Here is a 23,014-nt window from a genome sequence, read left to right as displayed (position 1 = left end):
AGGTTAAAAATAAAACCTGTAAGGTTATACTTTATACTAAGTCTACTTAAAAAAACAATCTTATGTTTTCATTAGTTCGAAAAGTTACGCTACTTAGTATATGTATGAGTTTACTATCTTTCTTTAACTACAATCACTACTCAGAAAAACTTATTTCACCCGACAATTATTCGTATTACAGTGATTATTTTGTCTTTATTGCCGATGATGAAGCAGCACCATTAGTTATTCCATTAGATATGAATTGGTCAATTAATACCAACGGATATACAAAGGAATTTAAAAGTTGGTATGGCACAAAAAATCATTGGCCAATTGCATATGTCAAGAAAAAAGTAACTAGTGCTTTTGATAGTATACCAAAGGAATCTTGGGAACACATTAGCACCAAAACATTTCAGTTTCAAACCACAACCAGACAAATCATTACTAAAATTCCGGGAGCTCCAGCAGTACACCTAACAATTCCTGAAAAATCAAAATGGGTAGCTATGCCATCAGATACTACCGAGAAAGAGATTTATGCTTTTAGGACTACTGCAAAAGTCAAAAAAAAGATTAGAAAAGGATGGATGATATATGAACGCATCCGATGGAGTGCTTCAGCTGTAAAGAATTTTGGTGATTTTGAAACTTTTTTTTGGATCCCATTGGTAATTAATGGTGATTTCTTTCATTTTGAGCAGCATAAAGGTAAACAAACTGCTACCAAATGGTCTTTTAATGGCACACAAGTTAAAGTCTCTTCTCTGCCAAGTTTTATATTACAAACGATAACTACGACTAAAGATAAAATAAGTGGTCGAGATAATATTCCTAAAACAATCCAGGTACAAGCTCCTGAATGGAATCTTGATATTACTTTAAAAAGTAGTGGTTCTCAAGTGGGTCATGGCGCTAAGTTTGCAAATGGATTGGCGTACTATAGACAAAGTCTTCTAGAGCCCACTAAAACCTCTAAAACAAAAGGTTATGGGATGCTTGAACTTATTATAGAAAATGACTAAAATGACACAAAACACCTTTTAAACTTTAAAGTTTCCAGAAATTTCCCCTGTAAGAAAGGGAGATTGTCCCCTTTACATCACACGTTTATTTCACTTAGGTTTGCCATATCACATTTCTAGTAAACCCGTAAACCCATTAAAATGTCCTTAGAAAATCTAAGTAGCATTACCTTTTCTGATGCAGAATTACATCAGCTTAATCAAGGTATTCTAGCTATAAAAGAAGTAATCGTTGGTAAGGCTATAGAGCTTACAACAGATCAACGTGATCAATATACACATATTGCAAATCAAAACATGTGCATCATCGATACTGCCAAAAATCATATGGAACAACATCCAGATTTGGTACCAACATTTTTAGATAAAGAAGAGTTTGATAGAGATTACACCACATGTCTTCAAATCAAAGAAAATATTGATATCCTTAAACAACTAACCCAACAACTAACAGATACTAAAATTTTACTTGACTATGACAACTATACCAACGCACTAAGTTTTTATCAAGCAATACGGTATAGGGCTGGGAAAGATGAACCTGATGTAAAAAAAGTATATGACGAAATGAACCTACTTTTTACAAAAAAAGAATAAACGCAATAATAAAACAGCTTTTAAGCTGCATCTTATCAAAACATTGAAAATTGAGTTTGTATTAGTGTTAAGACCTCTCTAGAATTTCTTGAAACCTCTGAGAGGTCTTACATTTTAATTTAATTAATACTCTTTTCAAAATAGTATATCAAATCAAAATTACTTCGTCTAATAGTTATATCTACCTGTTTGTTTTCTTTGCTTTTTTAACACTAATACATAGAAAAATAATGTATTTTTAATACAACATAGCTTAAACTTACCTTAAAGAAATAACGTACAATCTATATTACGAGTTAAAAATTTTATTTAACAAAACGTAGTATAACAAATTCTAGTGTTAAAACGTTATACACAACAATAAATACATTTCACACAAATGAGTATTTTACCACATTATGGGCTTAAACAGTACAGAAACTCTGCTAGGATATATATGAAAACTGTTACTGAAAGTTTAAAACTTTTCAGAGAAGAAAATCCTGATTTTAAAGTCCCTGTATTTATATTTCACAAACATGATGAATTAGAAGAATTAGACAGCGCTATTAATTTTTTGAGCAATTTTGATGTTTTACTTGCTGCAGATTGGATCGAAGCAAATATGTTTGATGACACTTCTACTGCAGCTGTTAAACTTGTACATCAAGCTATTAAAAATAAAATAAAGGAACATAAAAAATTTATTTTCTTAGCTACCGAAGATGCCATTACTTCAAAATTAGGTAAATGGGTATTGGGGCAATTACATGGCTTAAAAGATATGGAGCATATCGCTATTTTTCCAATACGAGGAGATTATAGTGATTATGGTGGTGAAGAGTATTTGGATAAATATCCTTATATACATGAAATTGAAGCAGAAATATATGGCGTAAGATATCCCAATGGAGATACAAAAGAGCTTGGTGCTTGGTTATCATCATAAATGAGCTAAAAAGCTATCCCAATTTTGTAACACTACAAAATTGGGATAGCTTTTTTATTTTTTAAATTCTTTTATAATGTTTGTGCCACTTTTTGCACTGCGTTTATCGTAGTGTCTAGATCTTCATATGTTAGTGCTTCTGTTATAAACCAAGTTTCATAAGCACTTGGTGCGATATAAATACCGTTATTGAGCATTCCATGAAAAAACTTTTTAAAAGTTTCGTTATTACCATGGGTAGCCGTATCAAAATCTACAACATTCGTTTCAGCAAAATGAACCGAAATCATAGATCCAATTCTGTTAATTGTATGGGTAATATTATTCTCGACAAGGGCTTTTGCAATTCCCTTATGCAAGTATTCTGTTTTTTTAGCGAGACTATCAAAAATTTGAGAGTTCTGATTAAGCTCTTTAAGCATTGCCAATCCTGCAGCCATTGCTAGAGGGTTTCCACTCAACGTCCCTGCCTGATACACTGGTCCTAATGGGGCCAAGTGATTCATAATTTCTGCCCTTGCTGCAAACGCACCAACAGGTAGTCCTCCTCCAATTACTTTTCCGAAGGTTACTATATCTGCATTTACACCTAATAGTTCTTGAGCGCCACCTTTTGCTAACCTAAAACCAGTCATAACCTCATCAAAAACGAGTAAAATATTATGTGAATCACACAATGCTCTTAATCCTTCAAGAAATCCTTTTGCCGGCGGGATACAGCCCATATTTCCCGCTACAGGTTCAATGATAATACATGCAATTTCTTCTAGATTAGAAGAAATAATATCCTTTACATGTTCTAAATCATTATATTTTGCCAAAAGAGTATCTTGTGCTGTTCCTTTTGTAACACCTGGACTATTCGGACTTCCGAACGTTACCGCACCACTACCTGCTTGTATCAAAAAAGAATCACTATGGCCATGGTAGCATCCTGCAAACTTAATTATCTTGTCTTTTTGGGTATATCCTCTAGCCAATCTTACAGCACTCATGCAAGCTTCGGTACCTGAATTCACAAACCGTATTTTATCGATATTAGGCACCATTGATACTGCTAATTCGGCAATTTGTGTTTCTATTTCTGTGGGCATGCCAAAACTAGTTCCCTTTTTGGCTTTTTCGACTACTGCTTCTACAACAGGCGGGTGTGCATGTCCAAGAATCATCGGACCCCAAGAATTTATATAGTCTATTAATCGGTTTCCATCTTCATCATATAAATAAGCTCCTTTAGCTTCTTTGACAAATATAGGATCTCCTCCCACTGCTTTAAAGGCTCTTACAGGTGAATTAACTCCTCCTGGAATTACTTTTTGCGCTTCTGTAAACAATGCGCTACTTCTTTGATAGATCATCTTTAATTAAAATCTTCTTCCTCTTCGTCGACATTTATTTTAGCTACTTTTAGTACCTGTCCGACTTTGATATTGTTATTTACTAACTTATTAAATGCTTTTAATTCTTCGACAGAAATCTTGTATTTACGCGATATAGAATATAGCGTATCTCCGTTAATTACTTCGTGTTCTCCTTTTTTAGTAGTAGCCGTAAGAGCACTAATGGTACTAATGACAGGCTTAGAGACTTGAGGTGTCGTAACAACTGCTTCAGTAATTTTTTCTTTTTTTGGTCGTTTTTTTCTTCCTAAGACATCATTATCAAATTCGTACAAACGATACTGCTCTATGATCGCAATGAGTTTTTGAGGGTATTTTTTATCCGTCGCATATCCCGCTTCTCTTAAACCACGAGCCCAAGATTTGTAATCTTTTTTACTAAAAGTAAATAATCTAGCGTAGCGTTTTCTGTTTTTAAGGAATAAAGAATGATCTCTAAAAGAATCACTTGCTTGGTCATATTTTCTAAAACATTCCTGAAGGCGATCATCATCATGATACACCCGATCTCCGGTCCAATCATGACATTTTATTCCAAAGTGATTTTTAGCCCTAGTTGTTAAATCTCCATAGCCTGCTCCAGACTCTAAAATACCTTGGGCTAAGGTTATACTTGCTGGGATACCATACGTTTTCATCTCACTTTTAGCAATTTCTGAAAATTCAAAAATATACTGTCTTACACGCTCTTTATATGGAAGTGCAGCTTTTGGAGGTCTCTTTACAGAGGTAGGAGTTTCTTCTTTTACAATTTCTCTTGTATTTCTCTCAATCTTTGTAACAGTGGTCTGTTTCGACGTTGCTCTTTTTGTCTTGGATGACGTTGTTAACACTTTTTTATTTCCTCCGCAAGAAATTAAAAAAACTGTAACACATACTAATGAAATAAATTTCCTCATTTTACTATCAAATTGTAATAAGGGGTAGCTTCTTTTTCTTTAATTTTTTATTCATACCAGCAATGCCTTGTAACCCTCCGGTATGCACGGCTAAAATACGAGTATTTTTTATAAAAAACCCCTTTTGTACTAGGTCAAAAATCCCAAAGACCATCTTACCTGTATAAACTGGATCTAGAGGGATATGTTGCTGATCATAGAAGTTATTTATAAAATTTACTCCTTCTTCATTTATTTTACCATATCCTCCAAAATGATACTCATTTATCAAATTCCAATTTGTCTTTGAAGTATATTTTTTGATTTCTTTAGATAAAAAATCCCCTTTTAACGCAGGAAAACCTAAAACTTTTTGGTTCGGTCCTGTACTATTAACAATTCCCGACATTGTGCATCCTGTACCTACAGCACAGCAAATAATATCATATTCAATATCATTATTTGTTAGTATTTCCTGACAACCTTTGACTGCCAAGTCATTGGTCCCTCCTTCTGGAATTAAATAAAAATCTCCAAACTCGGCTACTAATTTATTTCTAAACGATAAAGACTCTTTATCTCTATATTCTTTTCTATCTATAAACTTAAATTGCATTCCGGCTTTAGCGGCAAATCCAAGTGTATCATTCTCTAATAGGGTTTTATCAAGATTGTTAGCTAGCTCTTCTCCGCGAATTACACCTATTGTTTTTAACCCCAGTATTTTTCCTGCTGCTGCGGTTGCCGCAATATGATTACTATATGCTCCCCCAAAAGTAAGAATAGTGTTGTGCTCTAAATTTTTAGCTTCTAATAAATTATACTTCAATTTTCTGAATTTGTTTCCAGAAACATACTGATGTATAAGATCTTCTCTTTTAATATCCAAGGATACCTTTGCCTTATCCAAAAGCTCGTGCTTTATTTGTTTATTCTCTGAAAACTTAGTTTCCGAAGAAAAAAAATTCTGCATATTCTTTGTTTTTGATATTGCAAAACTACGTTTAATTATTTTTGTTTACTTTTGGTTGACCAAAATAACAGTGCTATGAAAATCAATTCTTTAAGAACTTGCTCTATATTACTATCCTCTATAAGAGTATTACTTTTCTTATGCTTAAGCATACTCATTAGCTGTAGTAGTTCTGAAGAAGACAATATGCCGGTCACCGAACCAGTTTCTGATGGAGATCCAGTTGATGAAGACACAACAGAGGAAGAAGAGCCAACTGAAAAAGAAAGTGTTGTTTGGAAAAATTGGTACTTATCTGTGCCTTTAAACCGCGGAAATGGTAAGGCTACTTCTATATATTATGAAACTATAGAAAATGACGGACTTACTGCGGATCAAAAAAAATATTTTTATAAAAATCAAGATGGTAGTTATACCTTTTTTACAGAATTTACTGGATATACGACGTCTGGAGAATCTGCTCTAGATGCAAGCAAGTATTGCAGGACGGAGCTTAGAGAATATTGGAGAGGTAATCAAAGTACTTCTGACAATTGGTCTATGGCAGAAGGAACTCACCTTTTAGAATCTACACTAAAAGTAAATTATTGCGAAGGAAGAAAGCAAACCTATATAGCTCAAATTCATGGTATCAAGAACGAAGCCTTAGGACTCAAAAACTCACCTGCTACGATTAAAGCACAGTGGTTTGACGGTAATATTGTTATCGAATACTATCAAAAACCTACTAGTGGAGAATGGACTAGCGAGGGTGATGGTAAAGTTACTATTGGTCGTGTTGATAATGAAAAATTTACCATTCATTTAAAAGTTGAAGATGGAAAATTTATCTACAAATTAGTTTGCCCAAATAAAAACTTAGATACCGGATATATAACATTATACGATTACGTAGGTAATGGTTATACTTATGAGAATTATTTTAAAACAGGAAATTACTTTAAATGGAATTCTGACTACACGCAATCAGCAGAAGTTATATTATATAGCGCAAAAACAACACATAACTAGGTTTTATAAAGACAAGGAATATTTAATCAAGTATATATTCAAACTTTTAAAGATATTTGATAAAGCTCCAAGGTTTTCTTCTCTTGAGATAGTGTAAATCATCTTCATTAAGGTAAGCTTCTCTTTCAAATGAAATATTACAATATGCTAATTGCGCATTTCGATATTGTAATAGCCTAAAACAGTATTCTGTAAAATATAAAAAATAAAAGGGTATGACAAGTAATTCTACTTGTTGTCTCAAGTGAATTTTTTCATGATTAATAAAGTATTCGTCTTTTTTTAAGAAAGGATCTTTAACCACAATAAACGGCCAAAGCGCTATCCCAACAAAATGCCTACCTATCAAATATTTGTTAACTACTATGCGCATATAACTCTAAGATACTATTTTTGTACGAAATGAGAGACCCTAAAAAAGTATTAACTCCAAAAGAAGGAGATTATTATATTACCCCAGAAGGGTATCGATGTTTTACAGAACAATATCACCTTAGAAGAGGGTATTGTTGTGAGAGTGGATGTAGACACTGTCCGTATGGCTATGACAAAAAAACAAACACTTATTCTAAAAAATAATTGCCTAACCTACTGCATGGTATGATTATTGTGCTTATTTTTTCTAAAAAAAGCTATTGTTAAACCTTTAAAATCAGGGATTATGAAATTTTTTTCACTTTTATCATTAATCCTTATCATAACTCTTAGTTCGTGCACTACCGTTCGTGTTGCTTCAGATTATGATAAGAAAGCAAATTTTAACACTTACAGGAGTTTCGCGTTTTACAAACCCGGAATAGATAAAGCTGACATCAGTGATCTGGATAAAAAGCGTATTTTAAGAGCTATTGAAGCAGATATGGCTACAAAGGGGTTCTCTAAATCAGATAATCCAGATATGCTTGTAAGTATTTTTACTAAGACCAAAGAAAACATCAATATCTACCAAAATAACTTTGGATGGGGTTATGGATGGGGTTGGAATCCTTGGTTTTGGGGTGGAAATAATTTTAATAGCGTTTCTCGTGTAACCGAGGGTACTTTATATATTGATCTTATTGACGCTTCTAAAAAAGAACTAGTATGGCAAGGTATGGGAACCTCTGCATTAACTAAAGATGTAAATAGAAAACAAGAAAAAATGAATGAAATCGTTACTGCGATTTTAAAAGAATATCCGCCTTTAGCGAATAACTAAGAAAAACATTTTTATTATAGATAGATAAAGCCTTTCTTTTATGAGAGGCTTTTTTTTGTGTACATTTATAACAAAACTGAATATAAGATAGCCTTAAATTGATTTTTAAGTTTCTGAACTTATACTGATAATACTCGTTTATGCGTAATTTTTTACTTGGTGCAGCATTAGCTTTTATGGTAGCCTTTGGAATAAAATATTTTATTGATAAATCTACTATCAGAAAAACCGAACTTGAATCATCTGATCTTATTCTAACTCAAATTAAAAACGTTGGTAAATTAGTAGTAACCGAGGGGCACTTTGCCGAGGTTATTACGTATAAGGATGATAAAAAATACTATTTGGATTTATTAACTGCTACCAAAAAAGCAATTGTAGAAGTAAACGCCCATGTCCAGGTTTCTTATGATTTAAGTACTGTTGAACATCATATCGATAATACAACTAAAACAGTGGTAATTACTAAAATTCCTAAAGCTGAAATAAACATTAATCCAACTATAAAATACCATGATCTACAAGCTGATTTCTTTAATCAATTTATTCCTGATGATCATAATTTAATTAGGGAAAAAGTAAAAAAACAATTAGAAGAAAAAGTAAAAAAATCTACATTAGTAACTAATTCTCAAGATAGATTAATTAGTGAACTACAAAAATTATATATTTTAACTAATTCTCTGGGATGGACATTAAAGTATAACAACACTATTATAGAAACTCCTGCTAATCTAAAACAATTCATTGATTAACTTTCGAATACCCTATAGTTAATAATAAACAAAAGTCATCCCATCTTTGACCTGGGAACTATAGTACTACAAACTCGTATAATTTATCTTTCTTGATCAAAACTGATCACAGAAAAAGTCTAAAGATCGACTGGGATGACAGTTCTGTATTTTAAAAAAGATGGAAAGAGAAAACCCTTTCCACCTTATTATAAATCTGCTTTTATAGAAATTTGTTTGTCCCTCAATCTCTAAAATTTTCTACAGATTACTAATTAGTTTACATAGTTAAAACGCGATACATTTAAAATACCCTACCCCCCTGTTATATCAAAAATTAAAAAAAATTAATTGATAGTAAATTAAGTCGCATCTCTTGTGCTCTCTTATCTAATATATTTTTACACTTAGTACCTATAAATAAAACCTTTCATTTATAATCATCAAAGGATTCTACCTTGTCTGTAGTAGTAGTTGATCAAAATAAATATAGAACCATAATCAACTGTTTATTTCGATATTAATACGTTTTTTAAACATACCTTTTCCACCTGCCATAAGACTAGTAATACGCCCATTTTTTACAGTAAGATCTACAGTAATTAAACTTGATGAGGGGTTTTTCATATACTCCCCTTGTTCTATTAAAAATTTCTTTTTTTGACTTTTAAATTGATCATAAAGATAACAAGCAAGTGGCCCAGCGGCCATACCTGTTGCTGCTTCTTCGAAAATATTATATCTAGGCCCGAACATTCTTGAACTGGCATCTCTATCCTTATGTTTTGTATCCAGAGTAAACGGATAAAAACCAATTAAATCAAATTCATTACTAATGCTTGTAATTATATCATGATTGGGCTCTATATTTTTTAGTATAGTAGAATTTTTAACTGGAATAAGCATAAATGAATTTCCTGTATTTACGACTTGAATTGGCTTATTTGATATAAGGTCATTTTTATCTAACCCAAGCGCAATTAAAATGTCTTTCTTTTTATGAGATACATCAATGTATCTTGGTGCTTTTTGTTCCATATATGCATAGTCTTCCTTTAGCAATATTTCTAAAACACCATCAATTGTTTCTTTACTAGAGTGGTCACTTTTTACTATCCCTAATTGTTTTAAATATGAAAATGTCGCTATAGTAGCATGACCGCAATGTGCTATTTGCTTATTTGGTGTAAAAAAATCTAACTTAAAATCTGCACGATTAGATTTTGAAACAAATGCAGTTTCCGAAAGACCAACTCTCGAAGCAATTTCTAATTTGTTTTCATTTGATAAGTTATCTGCATTTAAAACAACTCCTGCAGGATTACCTCCTTGATCATTATCTACAAAGGCATTTAAAACTTGTACTTCAATTTTTTTTGTATCGCTCATTTTATCCATTTTTTAGTATGATATATAATGGACGCAGAACTATAGAAAAAGACGTGAAAAATTATGAGTTATTAGAATCAAAGTCAATTAACTTTCCTTGAATATCTGTTTCTACATTTGGGCAATTAATAATATTTTCTTTTAAAATATCTCTTGCTTTCTGTACTCTGGATTTTGTTCCTGAATATGAGATTTTCAAATGTTTAGCTAGTTCTTTTTGAGAATACTCTTTAAACGTCACTAAAACAATAGCCTCTTTATGTTTACTAGACAGCAAATCTATCTTTTGGTTGATACATGTACTCAACTTTGTATATGCTATATCTTCACTTTGTTCTTGGGGAATATCAATATCGTCAACCGATATATTTTTAATTTTTAACGAACGAAAGTAATCAATAATAGTATTGCGCGTAATTTGATATATCCATGGAATGAGTTTCTGTACTTGCTGTAACTGTACTATCTTTAACTGTATCTTTATAAAAACTTCTTGAAGGATGTCTTTGGTGACCTCTTTGTCTTTTACTTTACTGTAAATAAACTTATAGAGTTCTTCATTAAGGTCTATCCAAATATTTTCAACATCTTTTTTCATGGATTTATTTTTATAAGTACTACATCTACCTATTTTGGAAGTCCCAGAATGTAGTAGCCTAATTTTTTTCCGTTTTTTTTCTTAGCAGATTCTATTTTCCAAGTATAATCTTCACCTTCTATATCTTGCAATAAATATTCTACATCCTTAAAAGTATAGGTTCTCATTGTAGAAGCTTGACCATCCCAAGCATAACAAATCGGAATGATCGGAATAAAATACGTAAATACTATTTGTTGCCATGTCAAAGGGCGTACAAAGGGAGTCATAAAAAGAGACATCACAAATAAGATTAGTAATGAAACTGGTAAAAATAACCACCAGATAAGAGTAGGTACAAAATTTTCACCCATTTCATATATCAAAATTGGTTCTTTATTTTCTTGAGCTGATTTTAATATTTTCTTTGCCTGAGCAGGAGGCATATGATGAAAACTATTCACCATTGTCTTAAGCCCTTTTGGTGTTTTATCTAAATTTGTTGCATTTATAGAGGTTTCTTTATATACCACATTCTTTAAACTTCCATTATTTATCTTATGTATACATTTTGAGTTTGGGTACAGATCTGTTAAAATCAACTGTATTGGTTCATCTTCTTTTTCGTTAATCAACTTGATCACTTCAGGCATTGCTCCTCCAGAACCTGATCCTAAATCTATTACTTTAGAAAATTCGTGATGTTTCTGAACATTTTCTAATAAACCTACGAGTACTTCACTAGTATTTAAAATTTTATGTAAAACTACAATCAAATTAGTCATACAAGTTCGTATCACTTCGGGAAACCAAATAAAATCCTCAAACTCAAAAAGCTCTATTCTTTTCATTATTTAGATTTTTATTTACGGGATAAACCAATTCTATTACCATATTTCGTGTAAACATATTATTTTAAATATTCATATTCTCTGATACACTTGGCTTATTAGTAGAAGCAACACAATCAATTTTCCATCCTTCATCGTATTTCCTATAAATCGCAACCCAAGAAAACTCAGTTTTCTCTCTTATTAGTTCTTCATTTTCATTAGAATACTTTACAACAACCTCTTTGTTTACAATCGTATACGCCATCTTATAATCATCAGAAAATCTAACAATCGGAGGGTTAACATCATCCCATTTCTCAAATTCTACAGAATTAAAGTAACTGCTAAAACGTTTAATGTTACTTTCTTTTGAGGGCATATTTATTTCGCCTCTATTAACAGAAATATGAGTCGAAGATAACTGAGAAGCAAATTCTTCTGCCATCTTATTAAAATGATACTCCCGTTGTTTTTGATGTAATTCTAAAATTTTATTCTTTTCTTCCTCTTCTGATATTGTATAGTTAAAACTACATGAAGCACATACCAATAAAATGCTGATCAATAATCCTAAATAATTCATTGAACACATCAAATTCAACTTTTTGTTAGCTATCATAATTCTCATTCTGTTATTTCTTTTATGATTATATCACTACCAGAATAACTATCATCCTTTAACTCATGCCAATGTCTAAATCTTGGAATTGTAATATTGTCTATGACAACATCTCCATTAAAATACAAACGTTCTCCTTTATTTGGATCATCCGGAAAAATGATTTCAACGCCTTTAATTTTATAATCTATCTCAGAAATAAAGACATTCCAATGTTTTGAAATCATCTTTTCCTTTAATTCTATTTCAATTTTATAACATTCTTCTTTGTTAAATTTTGTCTTTGTTGTCTTTCGTATTGTATGCAGATACTTGTTTAACGACATAGGTAGGCCGTACATAAGATGATAAAAATTCTTATAACCTATATTTCTGGATGCATCTAATCTGTATCTTTTTTTAAGTACAGAATCGATATCTCTTTTTCCATCTAAGAGAACATAACTATTAGCATTGTTATCTAAAACATGTGTAGAAATATACTGATCTCGATTTCTTGACAACTCAAAAGTATTTTTTGAGTTATCTAATTTTAAAATTGAATAACGATGAGGATTAGCTAGTCTAGGTTCTTGAATATGAATATCTAACCTAGTTTTATGCCACAAATTTAGTGAATCATGCTGCGCTATTGTTTTCTCTAAAAGCTGTAAACCATTAAGAGAATTTTTCTCAGCACAACCGCACAACAGTAGTATGCATAGCCCAAATACTATTAATTTCATAAATACGTTTTTTGATTGAAGTAAAAGTTTTAAGTATGATGAGTACTTTTTTATTGATAAAAATGATGATTACAGCTATTTATACCGTATCAAAATCAAGATACTTCGTGTATAATAATTTTCAAACGAAAATTACATCACAACAAACAGTGAATCATATAGTTTAACATTAATTTATTATAAAATTATACTTTACTTTATGATTTTTTCTTGAGAACATCTATTCATCCTCTATATTTTTTTCCATCAAAAGCCCAATCAATGGAAATTGCACCCAAAATGAGAAGTAAAAAAAAGTTAAATACCAATATATCGGTATAAACTGTAGTCCTTCTCCACCAATCCAACCTATAAAAATCACATCATATATAAATAATGGTACTGTTAAGTATAAAGCCAACCAAAGTGAGTTTTTAAAATATTCACGATCTGGAAACATCTTTTTTAATAAAAATGGAGCAAGGGGTATGTACATAATTGTTACAAGTATTATTATAATTACCTTTGCTTCGTAACTCCAGCGCTGATAATAATCTGGCAATCCAACAAGTACAAAGAAACCCCAAGTAACAAAACTCATGAGTAGAAGAGCTAAATGATATTTTAAAGCTATTTTATTCATTTTTAACGGTTTAATAGTTAGGATAAAATTTCTATTATATCACCATTGATACTTGCAAAAAATTTCGTCTTATACATTTAAAGCAAGATACTATTTTTGTAGTATTTCAATTTTAATCTTAGAAGTTACATAATAGGATATTTAAGCCATCATGATTTCAAACATTTAGTCTGGTAATATTTTAATATAAAAACCTTTAAGTTGAACCAGTTTAATAACATCCTCTTCTGACAATTTTTTTGTAGCTTCAATTCTGAGCACATTATCTATATCTTCAAGATCAATAGACCATTTTATAATTTCTGAATGATTATTAAAAGTCGGTTTTAAAGATTTTACTTTTTTCTTTGATTTAATATCCGTTCGAAATAATAGTAATTCCATTATTTTTTATCGTATTATTCTGATTCTGATGTATTTTCTTCTGTTTGACCTGATTGCCTTTCTACAAATTGCCTGTAATATTCATCCCCTTCTTCTTTCCAGAATTTATCATAATATTTCCATTTCGAAAAATCAGTTTTTGAATCCTTTTTACAATCGTTTTTAGAATTTTTTGATGAGCTTTTACCACTGCCTCCACTACCACAACCGCCGATTAGTAATTTTAACAATATAAACAAACCTACTGCTTGCCAATATGTAAGTGTGGTAAGTCCAAAAATTTCGGGCATAAGCCAGTTCCATAACCACATAATAACAAATCCAAATAAAATTGCTAATCCGGTTATGGCGATTATTCCAAATAGTATTATCCCAATGATTTCGATTGGTGATTTTTTCCTGAATTTATGAGTGAAAAAATTTGTCATGATACATGTATTTTATGTTTTTTTATTTCTAATTCTATATTTTTATACAATATTCCGATTGCCCTATGTCTTCTGGACATTAATGTTCCTGCAGGAATTCCTGTTTCTTTTGAAATTTCTTGATATGAATACCCTTCATAATCTACAGCTATGATTATATCTCTATAAGCCGGTTTAAGCTTGTCTATACATTTCTTAAGCAGTGTGATTAATTTGTCTGAAGGATAGACTTCATTTGATTGTTGTAATACGTCTACCAATTCTAAAAGATCATCTTCACTATCTATTGAGGTTTCTTTGTACTTATTTGTTCTCATAATATCAATAATTTTATTTTTTATTGATCTATAAACGAAACCAGCCACATTTTGTATAGGACCATATCTATCCGCGCCCGAAAACAATTTCAAGGCAACATCCTGGATAATATCTTCTGCATCTCGATTTGCTGTATCACTTATTTTTGTGTTTACATACATCTTGAGAGATTGATATTCTCTTCCAAAAAAATCTTTAAGTTTTTTACTATTGTCTGATTCCAAATTCATGTAAAAACCATTTAAGAAAGGCCTTTATTTAAAAGACGATTCTTTTTAAATCTATTGCATTTTAGAACATTTTTATTTAAAAAAGATCAAATTAAGCATTGGTTATTAGTTTTTATAAATAACAATATGCAACTGATTTAAAAAGAATTAGGAGATCAAGGTGTTTATACAATAATCTCAGAAAATAAAAACGCTCTTAACGAAAACAAACGTTTACAAACGAATACAAATGAAATTAAATACTTCCTAACCGAATCTGATATAAGTCATACTATAGGTTTGCAGTGTCGAATTGAATTAGTACAACACAAACTGTTTCTAATTTAAAATACATTAAAAAAGTTCTGAATATAAACTTTAGAACGTAATACAAATAATAAAGGTTTAACACGAAAACAAAAATTATGAACACGATTAAAAACAAAGTACAACTAATTGGAAACCTTGGACAAGAACCAGAAATCGTAAATCTGGAATCCGGTAAAAAACTAGCTAAGTTCTCTATTGCAACAAATGATTATTACTACAACAAACAAGGTGATAAAATAACAGATACACAATGGCACAATATTGTAGCTTGGGGAAAAACGGCCGATATTATTGAAAAATATGTAAGTAAAGGTCAAGAACTTGCTATTGAAGGAAAACTTACTTCTCGTAGTTACGATGATAGTGATGGTCAAAAACGATACATTACCGAGGTCGTCTGCAATGAACTTCTAATGCTCGGAAATAAATAATCATCATATCTTGAAACACAAATTTAAAAAGCCCTCTAACAAAGGGCTTTTTTTACATTAGAACCATAATTTAATAGGTGCAAATTTTATCAGATTGTCGCCTGAAGTAAGTTTCTCAAATTAATTTACAATCAATAGTATTGAAATACTTTACTTTTAACAATATTAACTTATAACTTCTTTAATTTGAATACATATACTAAATATTGGTTTTTAGAAGGATTCAACCTCTTTAATAAACTTGGTAGAATTACAATGATGCGTATGTGCGAAATCCTTGAAATGAAAAATATTGATAAGGGAACTACTATCCAATTACTTACTAGAGACCAAAAATGTATTTTTTTCCTCAAAAAAGGAACCATCAAAATAGTAGATGCCTCTGATGAAAATGTGAAATACATTGTTAAAAAAGGAAATATTTTTGGCGAGCTCTCTCTTTTAGAAGAACAACCTACAACTAAAGAATATGCCATAGCCCTAGAAGATTGTATTATATGTTATATAGAAGCTGATAGAATGGAAAAGATTATAGAAAAACATAAATCTCTTAAAAACGGCATCCTCAAGATATATGGTTTACGAATAAAAAAACTAGAAAGGCGTTTGCGAGACTTACTATATAAAGATAGCACTGCAAGAATTACAGATTTTATTGTCGATTATATTAATGAGTTTGGAGAAATTGAAAAAGGTAAAATAACTGCTAAAAATCTATTATCACATAAAGATATAGCAAATCTCACAAATACATCAAGACAAACTGTAAGTAATGTAATGAGCACCTTAAGAAAACAAAGAATAATAGATTACAATACTCAGTTTTTATCATTACTAAAATAAAAAACGTAAAAATATAGTGCAAAAAAAAATATACATCCATTACAAACTAAATCTATTTCATAATAAATCGAAAGCCTTTACTGATCTTTTCGTCAAATTATAAAACACTCAATAATGTTATATCAATCATTAAAACAATCATATATTTTTCTTTAGATGCTTTTTATATAAGTTACAATTACCGTACTAAAAAAAGAAATGCATTATAAAATATTATCTTAAAGAAAATTTTGGTCACAGTAGGGATCAGGTAGAAAATAATTTTGTACTCGTTTTTATAGTACCGACATACAAAATGAAAAAACTGAATTAAAAAAATCAAAATCAAAACACACAATCATGAAGCAACCAGTTTTAATTGCACAAATCAGTACGCTAGAAAATAAAAAACCAAGTCACGCCTTGGTTAATGGGCTAGATCTAGTTATTGTAAAATTTGACAAAGAAATTTCTGTTTTATATGGAAGATGTTTACATAGAGGTGCATTAATGTCTGACGGTCATGTAGAAGGAGACAATCTAATTTGTGGTGTTCATGGTTGGGATTACAGAGTAGATACTGGTGTTTCAGAATATAATAATCATGAAGTATTGCATAAATTCACTATCAAAATAGACGATGATAACCTATACGTAGATGAAGAGGAGATTAATACATATCTAAAAGCGCACCCGCAATCATTTAATAGAGACGAATATCTGGGAGCATATGCTGATACTCACCCCGAAGACACAGAACCCTACACGAATTATATTAAACATCTTGCTCAATATGGATTAAAAAAAGTTGGGCATCATGGGTTTTCCGAGGCTATGGGTGTTGATCGTAATACCTTACCAAAATGGGACAACATACAATTTCTTCCAGCTCAGCTAGCAAAAAAACCTCTATTAGATGATCACCCGGTTGCCACTAAAGTAGTAATTGGCCCTAAAGCCAAAAAACCTTTAATATTAGATATTCCCTTGTTTGTAAGTGATATGAGTTTTGGAGCACTATCTCGAGAAGCAAAAATATCGCTATCAAAAGGTGCAGAAATGGCTGGGACAGGAATTTGTTCTGGTGAAGGAGGAATGCTACCAGATGAACAAGCTGAAAATTCAAAATACTTTATGGAATACGCCTCAGCCGGATTTGGTTTTGCTTGGGATAGAGTTCCTAAAGTGCAAGCTTTTCATTTTAAAGGAGGGCAAGGTGCCAAAACGGGAACAGGAGGTCATTTACCTGGCGAAAAAGTAAAAGGAGAGATCGCCAAAGTAAGAAACTTAAACGAAGGAGAAGCTGCAATTTCTCCTGCTACTTTTACTAATCTTGTTACCGTAAAAGATTTTAGAGAATGGGGGGACAAAGTTCGTGAAGTTTCAGGAGGCATACCCGTTGGTTTTAAATTAGCTGCAAGTCATATCGAAAAAGATATTGCTTTTGCTTTAGAAGCAGATGCAGATTACATTATTCTTGACGGTCGCGGTGGCGGTACCGGTGCTGCACCGACTGTATTAAGAAATAATATCAATGTACCTACTATTCCTGCACTTGCCAGAGCTAGAAAATTTCTTGATAAACAAGGTGTAAAAGATGTAACCCTAGTAATTACAGGAGGCCTAAGAATCGCAGAAGATTATGCAAAGGCTATGATGTTAGGTGCAGATGCTATTGCAGTGTCTAATGCCGCTATACAGGCTATAGGTTGTGTAGGAATGCGAGCTTGTAACACAAACAACTGCCCAGTTGGTGTCGCTACTCAGAAAGAGGACTTAAGAGCTAGATTAAAAATACAATCTTCTGCAAGACAATTAGCTAATTATTTTGAAGCCTCGACAGAGTTAATGCAAGTAATTGCCCGATCCTGTGGTCATGATGATATTACTAAATTTAACTTTGATGACCTTACAACTTTTGACTATGAAATGCATCGATTAACAGGTATCAATTATGCTGGTATTATCTAGGACACTTAAAGTAAACTACTATTAATTAATAAACATAAAATCTATGACTACTCAATTGCATATTGCTTCACAATATTTGGCTGCGGCGCAAATAAGTTTTTTAGATAAAAAAGATGATGATAGTCATACTAATATTGGATTTAATATTGAAAAGGGATTTCTAGAAACCCGATCATTAAATGATGCCGGATATAAGCTTGCCCTTGATTATCAAAAATTCGCCTTACACTGGACACAAAAAAATACGACACGCTTTAGCCTAAATTTAAATGGAAAAACACATCATGAAGTATTAGAATGGATACAAAAAGTTTTAAAAGAAATAAAAACTGTAAAACCATTTAAATATGATTTACATTATGAACTCCCATACTCGGTTACAGAAGACTATAGTTTTTCAGTGTTAGATACCGATAATTCGATACTTCAAAAATTAATGCAACAAAGAGCATTAGCAAATACAGTTTTGCAAGATGTTTTACAACAGCAACAGTTAAAATCAGACGTTAGAATCTGGCCTCACCATTTTGACACAGGTGCCTTTAGCATTTTCACGGGTAAAGATATTTCTGTTGGATTTGGCATGGCAATACCGGATAGTATGCATGACGATTACTATTTCTATATTAGTGGTTATAAAGGCCATGACGCTCTGGATACTTCTAGTCTTTCTAAACTTACTTATGGAAACTGGTATTCTGATCAGTTTAAAGGAGCTATTTTACCTGTCACAGAAACAACTAAAGAAATGGCTACCTTGTTTTTTAACGAAGCTATTTCAATACTTAGAAACTATTGATCATGGAAAATTGGTATATCCCGGCTACAATAATACCTGGTATAGGGCTTTTAATATTATCTACTTCAAACCTGTTGGTAAATTTAAGTGCCGAGATCAAGTGGTTAATTAATGAAGATACCACTAAAACCATTCTTATAAATCGAAAATTAAAGCAGCTTAAACTACTAAATAACGCCATGGTATTTCTTTATATAGCCGTGGCATGCCTAGTGATTTCTGCTTTAGTAGCAGGAGTATATAAAAGTGTAGCTTCTACTTTTGACTCTGGTATATATATTACGATTATAGGAATCATAAGTGCTCTTATTGCCTTAATTATGCTCATTACGTATTCCTTTAGAGCAGTTAAAATAAGACAAGATCAATTTCACAACAAATGCTAACATTCAGAAAAAAAACACGCTCATGACTTCAAAAAAAGAAACTGTTTGGTATAAAGTACTAGATAACAAAGATCGATTGCCTGAGGGAAGGGTTCAAACTGTAACTGCGGGACATCAAGGTGTTTGTTTGACTCATTATAATGGTAAATTTTCTGCACTCGATAATCGTTGCCCACATCAAGGTGGTCCATTAGGAGAAGGATCCATAGAGAATGGAATGTTACGGTGTCCTTGGCATGGTTGGGATTTTGATCCATGTACTGGATTACCCCCAGGAGGTTATGATGATGGGGTAACTACTTTTGATGTAAAAGAAGAAGATAAAGCTATATACGTAGGTATTCCAGAAGAAACTACGCATCAAGATACCATTTCTGATGTCATGATGCAAACTATGACAAATTGGGGTGTAAATACTGTTTTCGGAATGGTAGGTCATTCTAATCTAGGTGTAGCAGATGCCATGATGAGATTAGAAGAACAAGGTAAACTACAATTTTTTGGTATACGCCATGAAGGAGCAGCAGCTTTTGCCGCTTCTGCTTATGGTAAGTTAACAGGAAAACCAGCCGTTTGTTTTGGGATTGCAGGACCTGGATCTACGAACATGTTTACAGGAATGTGGGACGCAAAAGTTGACAGAGCTCCCATGTTAGCATTTTCGGGGCAAGTCAATACCCAAGTAATGGGTACAGGAGCTTTTCAAGAAGTTGATCTAGTACGTGCTTTTCAAACAGTTGCCGATTTTAATCATGCGGTACAACAAAACTCAAAACATAGTGAACTAATGAGTTTAGCTATTAAAAGTGCTTTGTTAAATAGAAATGTATCACATATCACATTTCCTGATGAAGTCGCGTTTATGCCTAAACCTAAGATAGAAGAAGCGCAAACCCCGGACGGCAGAATTACACCTATGAACATATCGCCACCAAAGCAAATGGTTGCAAAGGCAGTAGATATGATCTCTAAATCACAAAAACCAGCTATTATAGTAGGACATGGTGCACGGTTTCATATGGATGCAATTACTGCTTTTGCAAAACAATTAAAATGTCCTGTGATTACTACTTTTAAGGGTAAAGGGCTTATTGCAGATAATCATGAATTAGGATGTGGTGTTTTGGGGCGCAGCGGTACTCCTATCGCATCATGGTTTATGAATGAAAGCGATTTACTAATCGTATTTGGTGCATCATTTTCTAATCATACCGGGATCACTCCTAAAAAACCTATTATTCAAGTTGATTACGACCCCACAGCACTAAGCAAGTTTCATAAAATAGATGCCGCTTTATGGGGTGAAATTTCTGAAACCTTATCTAGTATAAAAGAACAAATAACCGATAAGATTAACACTATAGATAGACGTCCCGAAATTGCAAAACGTTGGGAAATTTGGCAAGAAGAAAAACAAAGTAGATTACACGACACAAGTAACAAAGGAGTAAGCTCTATTGCAGTTTTTGATGCGATGAACAAAGTTGTACCCGAAAATGCGGTAATTGCTGTAGACGTTGGAAACAACACTTATTCTTTTGGCCGCTATTTTGAACCTAAAAATCAATCTATTTTAATGTCTGGATATTTGGGGTCAATTGGCTTTTCTCTTCCTGCTGCTATGGGCGCTTGGGCCGCACAAGGTAATGAAAGACCTGTCTGGTCTGTATCTGGTGATGGTGGTTTTGGACAATACTTAGGAGAAATGATGACCTTAGTCAAATACAATATGAATATAAAACACGTATTACTAAACAATTCTGAACTAGGAAAAATATCTAAAGAGCAAAAAGCTGCAGAATTAGACGTGTGGAAAACCTCCTTGCATAACGTAAGTTTTGCCAAATACGCAGAAAACTGCGGCGCATTAGGTATTCAAGTTACAAAACAAGAAGAATTAATCCCTGCTTTAGAAAAACTTAAAGCTCACAATGGCCCTGCTTTATTAGAAATCATTACCGATGTTACATTAATATAAAATTAAAATGATTCGACATTTAACAAATGAAGTTTCAACTCTTCAATCTTAATCAATAAGACTAGTTCTGAATATTGGGCAATTTTATTTGACAATGGTAATTGGTTTATCTGCAGGAAAATATATCAATGTAAAATCTTAGAAATTATGTTACAATCCTTTAGTATTATTTTTGCTATTGCTACTTTTTTCAATTTCATAAACTATAAATGGATTAAGTTACCCACAACAATTGGTCTCATGTTAATGAGTCTAGTAACGGTAATACTCATTACGCTTAGCAAAGGTATTTTCCCTCAATTCTACATGTTTTTTTGTGATATTGTCACTAATTCTGATTTTAAAACTTTATTACTAGACGGAATTCTAAGTTTTTTACTTTTTGCTGGTGCACTTCATGTTAATATTGATGCACTAGCCAAAGAAAAATGGTCTATCTTACTATTTGCTACCATAGGAGTACTTTTATCAACTTTTATAGTAGGAACGTTAACTTTCGGAACTGCACAACTCATTAGCCTTGACCTTCCATTTTTAGATGCATTACTTTTTGGGGCATTAATATCACCAACTGATCCTATTGCAGTAATGGCGATTCTTAAAAAAGCAAATATTGCCACTAGTCTAGGCATAAAAATAGAAGGTGAATCTTTATTTAATGACGGTATAGGAGTAGTCGTTTTTTCGGGTATCCTAATTCTATCTGGTATGGGTGAACATCATAACGAAACTTCAATTGGGTTAGAGATTGGAAAATTATTTCTTGAAGAAGCTATAGGAGGTATTTTATATGGAGGACTACTAGGTTTTATTGGATATAGGTGTATAAAATCTGTAACAGAAAACCCTCAACTATCTGTCATGATTAGCTTAGCAATTGTAATGGCAGGGTATGCCATAGCGTCACTCATTCATGTTTCTGGTCCACTTGCAATGGTAGTGTCAGGAATGATTATTGGTCATAAATTAAATATTAAAACCAATAAAGGAGCCGCTAGGAAAATGATTAACGAAATTTGGGAAGTGCTTGATGATGTATTCAACGGTATTTTATTCGTCCTTATTGGATTAGCTATTCATCTTCTAAAGTTTGACAGCAAACACTTAACACTAGGGATTATAGCTATTTCTATTGTTCTTATCGCTAGGTTTGTTTCAGTTTTTATGCCTTATTCACTTTTAAAACATAAAGAAAACAGTCCTATTAAAACAGTTTCTGTTTTAACATGGGGAGGGCTTCGAGGAGGTATTTCAATTGCATTAGCATTAAGTCTAGCAAACAATTCTTCTTCAGAAATTATTCTTTATATTACTTATGTTGTTGTCATATTTTCAATAATCATTCAAGGGCTTAGTATAGGGAGCTTTGTTAAAAAACTATATCGTTAAACTACATTTCATTTTAAAATAACCTAAACCTAACTTTTGACTTTATCTTCTAGTGTAGATTATTCACAAATTCAATAC

At 32.0% G+C, this 23,014-nt stretch carries 27 protein-coding genes; 14 read left to right on the top strand and 13 right to left on the bottom strand.

Annotation, left to right across the window (positions count from 1 at the left end; genetic code table 11):
- Nucleotides 1-62: 62 nt before the first annotated feature.
- The 3 genes from D1816_RS21590 to D1816_RS21580 all read left to right on the top strand — a co-directional run bounded on the left by D1816_RS21590 (nucleotide 63) and on the right by D1816_RS21580 (nucleotide 2,532).
- On the top strand, nucleotides 63-1,007 hold the full coding sequence (locus D1816_RS21590; protein WP_147405020.1) for a hypothetical protein: 945 nt from the start codon (nucleotides 63-65) through the stop codon (nucleotides 1,005-1,007).
- Nucleotides 1,008-1,148: 141 nt separating this feature from the next.
- Entirely contained in the window at nucleotides 1,149-1,604 is a 456-nt protein-coding gene (locus D1816_RS21585) for a hypothetical protein (RefSeq protein WP_118505638.1), read from the top strand.
- A gap of 379 nt (nucleotides 1,605-1,983) precedes the next feature.
- Entirely contained in the window at nucleotides 1,984-2,532 is a 549-nt protein-coding gene (locus D1816_RS21580; RefSeq protein WP_118505636.1) for a hypothetical protein, read from the top strand.
- A gap of 71 nt (nucleotides 2,533-2,603) precedes the next feature.
- On the opposite strand, the gene hemL is transcribed toward D1816_RS21580, so the two are convergent.
- From hemL to D1816_RS21565, 3 genes are read right to left on the bottom strand one after another with little or no spacing between them, the layout of a single operon-like run.
- A complete protein-coding gene (hemL, locus tag D1816_RS21575) occupies nucleotides 2,604-3,890 on the bottom strand; it encodes a glutamate-1-semialdehyde 2,1-aminomutase (protein ID WP_066307794.1) in 1,287 nt (428 codons plus the stop codon).
- A gap of 2 nt (nucleotides 3,891-3,892) precedes the next feature.
- A complete protein-coding gene (locus D1816_RS21570) occupies nucleotides 3,893-4,831 on the bottom strand; it encodes a glucosaminidase domain-containing protein (protein WP_118505634.1) in 939 nt (312 codons plus the stop codon).
- A 7-nt stretch (nucleotides 4,832-4,838) separates the two neighbouring features.
- Nucleotides 4,839-5,783, bottom strand: coding sequence for a 1-aminocyclopropane-1-carboxylate deaminase/D-cysteine desulfhydrase (locus tag D1816_RS21565; protein WP_118505632.1), 945 nt, complete (start codon nucleotides 5,781-5,783; stop codon nucleotides 4,839-4,841).
- Between the two features lie 75 nt (nucleotides 5,784-5,858).
- Between D1816_RS21565 and D1816_RS21560 the strand changes: the two genes are divergently transcribed.
- Nucleotides 5,859-6,794 carry a polysaccharide lyase family 7 protein gene (locus D1816_RS21560; protein ID WP_118505630.1) on the top strand — a complete coding sequence of 312 codons (936 nt, stop codon included), beginning with the start codon at nucleotides 5,859-5,861 and terminating at the stop codon, nucleotides 6,792-6,794.
- Nucleotides 6,795-6,840: 46 nt separating this feature from the next.
- On the opposite strand, the gene D1816_RS21555 is transcribed toward D1816_RS21560, so the two are convergent.
- A complete protein-coding gene (locus D1816_RS21555) occupies nucleotides 6,841-7,167 on the bottom strand; it encodes a hypothetical protein (protein ID WP_066307808.1) in 327 nt (108 codons plus the stop codon).
- 29 nt (nucleotides 7,168-7,196) lie between these two features.
- Between D1816_RS21555 and D1816_RS25875 the strand changes: the two genes are divergently transcribed.
- From D1816_RS25875 to D1816_RS21545, 3 genes are all read left to right on the top strand, one after another.
- The gene (locus D1816_RS25875) at nucleotides 7,197-7,373 is read left to right on the top strand and encodes a DUF5522 domain-containing protein (RefSeq protein WP_158597703.1); all 177 of its coding nucleotides are present in this window, start codon (nucleotides 7,197-7,199) and stop codon (nucleotides 7,371-7,373) included.
- A gap of 82 nt (nucleotides 7,374-7,455) precedes the next feature.
- Nucleotides 7,456-7,992 (top strand): DUF4136 domain-containing protein, encoded by a 537-nt coding sequence (locus D1816_RS21550; RefSeq protein WP_066307811.1) that lies wholly within the window; start codon nucleotides 7,456-7,458, stop codon nucleotides 7,990-7,992.
- A gap of 140 nt (nucleotides 7,993-8,132) precedes the next feature.
- The gene (locus tag D1816_RS21545; RefSeq protein ID WP_066307813.1) at nucleotides 8,133-8,747 is read left to right on the top strand and encodes a DUF4230 domain-containing protein; all 615 of its coding nucleotides are present in this window, start codon (nucleotides 8,133-8,135) and stop codon (nucleotides 8,745-8,747) included.
- Between the two features lie 480 nt (nucleotides 8,748-9,227).
- On the opposite strand, the gene D1816_RS21540 is transcribed toward D1816_RS21545, so the two are convergent.
- The 9 genes from D1816_RS21540 to D1816_RS21500 form a co-directional block, all read right to left on the bottom strand.
- A complete protein-coding gene (locus tag D1816_RS21540; protein ID WP_118506316.1) occupies nucleotides 9,228-10,115 on the bottom strand; it encodes a PhzF family phenazine biosynthesis protein in 888 nt (295 codons plus the stop codon).
- A gap of 61 nt (nucleotides 10,116-10,176) precedes the next feature.
- Nucleotides 10,177-10,713, bottom strand: a complete 537-nt coding sequence (locus D1816_RS21535; RefSeq protein WP_118505628.1) for a sigma-70 family RNA polymerase sigma factor — start codon at nucleotides 10,711-10,713, stop codon at nucleotides 10,177-10,179.
- Nucleotides 10,714-10,742: 29 nt separating this feature from the next.
- Nucleotides 10,743-11,543, bottom strand: a complete 801-nt coding sequence (locus tag D1816_RS21530) for a hypothetical protein (protein WP_118505626.1) — start codon at nucleotides 11,541-11,543, stop codon at nucleotides 10,743-10,745.
- 64 nt (nucleotides 11,544-11,607) lie between these two features.
- Nucleotides 11,608-12,108, bottom strand: a complete 501-nt coding sequence (locus D1816_RS21525) for a hypothetical protein (protein WP_118505624.1) — start codon at nucleotides 12,106-12,108, stop codon at nucleotides 11,608-11,610.
- 41 nt (nucleotides 12,109-12,149) lie between these two features.
- The gene (locus D1816_RS21520; RefSeq protein WP_118505622.1) at nucleotides 12,150-12,869 is read right to left on the bottom strand and encodes a DUF6503 family protein; all 720 of its coding nucleotides are present in this window, start codon (nucleotides 12,867-12,869) and stop codon (nucleotides 12,150-12,152) included.
- A 220-nt stretch (nucleotides 12,870-13,089) separates the two neighbouring features.
- Nucleotides 13,090-13,491: a hypothetical protein gene (locus tag D1816_RS21515; protein ID WP_118505620.1), complete on the bottom strand. Its 402-nt coding sequence runs from the start codon at nucleotides 13,489-13,491 to the stop codon at nucleotides 13,090-13,092.
- A 165-nt stretch (nucleotides 13,492-13,656) separates the two neighbouring features.
- Nucleotides 13,657-13,875 carry a hypothetical protein gene (locus D1816_RS21510; RefSeq protein WP_066307825.1) on the bottom strand — a complete coding sequence of 73 codons (219 nt, stop codon included), beginning with the start codon at nucleotides 13,873-13,875 and terminating at the stop codon, nucleotides 13,657-13,659.
- A 14-nt stretch (nucleotides 13,876-13,889) separates the two neighbouring features.
- A complete protein-coding gene (locus D1816_RS21505; protein WP_118505618.1) occupies nucleotides 13,890-14,303 on the bottom strand; it encodes a hypothetical protein in 414 nt (137 codons plus the stop codon).
- The gene (locus D1816_RS21500; RefSeq protein WP_066307830.1) at nucleotides 14,300-14,851 is read right to left on the bottom strand and encodes an RNA polymerase sigma factor; all 552 of its coding nucleotides are present in this window, start codon (nucleotides 14,849-14,851) and stop codon (nucleotides 14,300-14,302) included. Before D1816_RS21500 ends, D1816_RS21505 begins: the two co-directional genes overlap by 4 nt.
- Before the next feature lie 404 nt (nucleotides 14,852-15,255).
- On the opposite strand from D1816_RS21500, the gene D1816_RS21495 reads away from it, so the two are divergent.
- The 7 genes from D1816_RS21495 to D1816_RS21465 all read left to right on the top strand — a co-directional run bounded on the left by D1816_RS21495 (nucleotide 15,256) and on the right by D1816_RS21465 (nucleotide 22,936).
- Nucleotides 15,256-15,591 carry a single-stranded DNA-binding protein gene (locus D1816_RS21495; protein ID WP_066307832.1) on the top strand — a complete coding sequence of 112 codons (336 nt, stop codon included), beginning with the start codon at nucleotides 15,256-15,258 and terminating at the stop codon, nucleotides 15,589-15,591.
- Nucleotides 15,592-15,777: 186 nt separating this feature from the next.
- On the top strand, nucleotides 15,778-16,434 hold the full coding sequence (locus D1816_RS21490) for a Crp/Fnr family transcriptional regulator (RefSeq protein ID WP_199729931.1): 657 nt from the start codon (nucleotides 15,778-15,780) through the stop codon (nucleotides 16,432-16,434).
- A gap of 339 nt (nucleotides 16,435-16,773) precedes the next feature.
- Complete coding sequence (locus tag D1816_RS21485) at nucleotides 16,774-18,384, top strand: glutamate synthase-related protein (RefSeq protein WP_118505616.1); 1,611 nt, start codon at nucleotides 16,774-16,776, stop codon at nucleotides 18,382-18,384.
- A gap of 43 nt (nucleotides 18,385-18,427) precedes the next feature.
- Nucleotides 18,428-19,183: a hypothetical protein gene (locus D1816_RS21480; RefSeq protein WP_118505614.1), complete on the top strand. Its 756-nt coding sequence runs from the start codon at nucleotides 18,428-18,430 to the stop codon at nucleotides 19,181-19,183.
- Between the two features lie 2 nt (nucleotides 19,184-19,185).
- Nucleotides 19,186-19,569 carry a DUF2721 domain-containing protein gene (locus D1816_RS21475; protein ID WP_118505612.1) on the top strand — a complete coding sequence of 128 codons (384 nt, stop codon included), beginning with the start codon at nucleotides 19,186-19,188 and terminating at the stop codon, nucleotides 19,567-19,569.
- A gap of 22 nt (nucleotides 19,570-19,591) precedes the next feature.
- A complete protein-coding gene (locus D1816_RS21470) occupies nucleotides 19,592-21,547 on the top strand; it encodes a thiamine pyrophosphate-dependent enzyme (protein ID WP_118505610.1) in 1,956 nt (651 codons plus the stop codon).
- A gap of 147 nt (nucleotides 21,548-21,694) precedes the next feature.
- Nucleotides 21,695-22,936, top strand: a complete 1,242-nt coding sequence (locus D1816_RS21465; protein WP_118505608.1) for a sodium:proton antiporter — start codon at nucleotides 21,695-21,697, stop codon at nucleotides 22,934-22,936.
- The last annotated feature ends 78 nt before the right edge of the window (nucleotides 22,937-23,014 follow it).

This window comes from Aquimarina sp. AD10, from assembly GCF_003443715.1.
GTDB lineage: Bacteria > Bacteroidota > Bacteroidia > Flavobacteriales > Flavobacteriaceae > Aquimarina > Aquimarina aggregata.
Note: the sequence above shows the minus strand (reverse complement) of the source record. Positions and strands in the feature narration are given on the sequence as shown.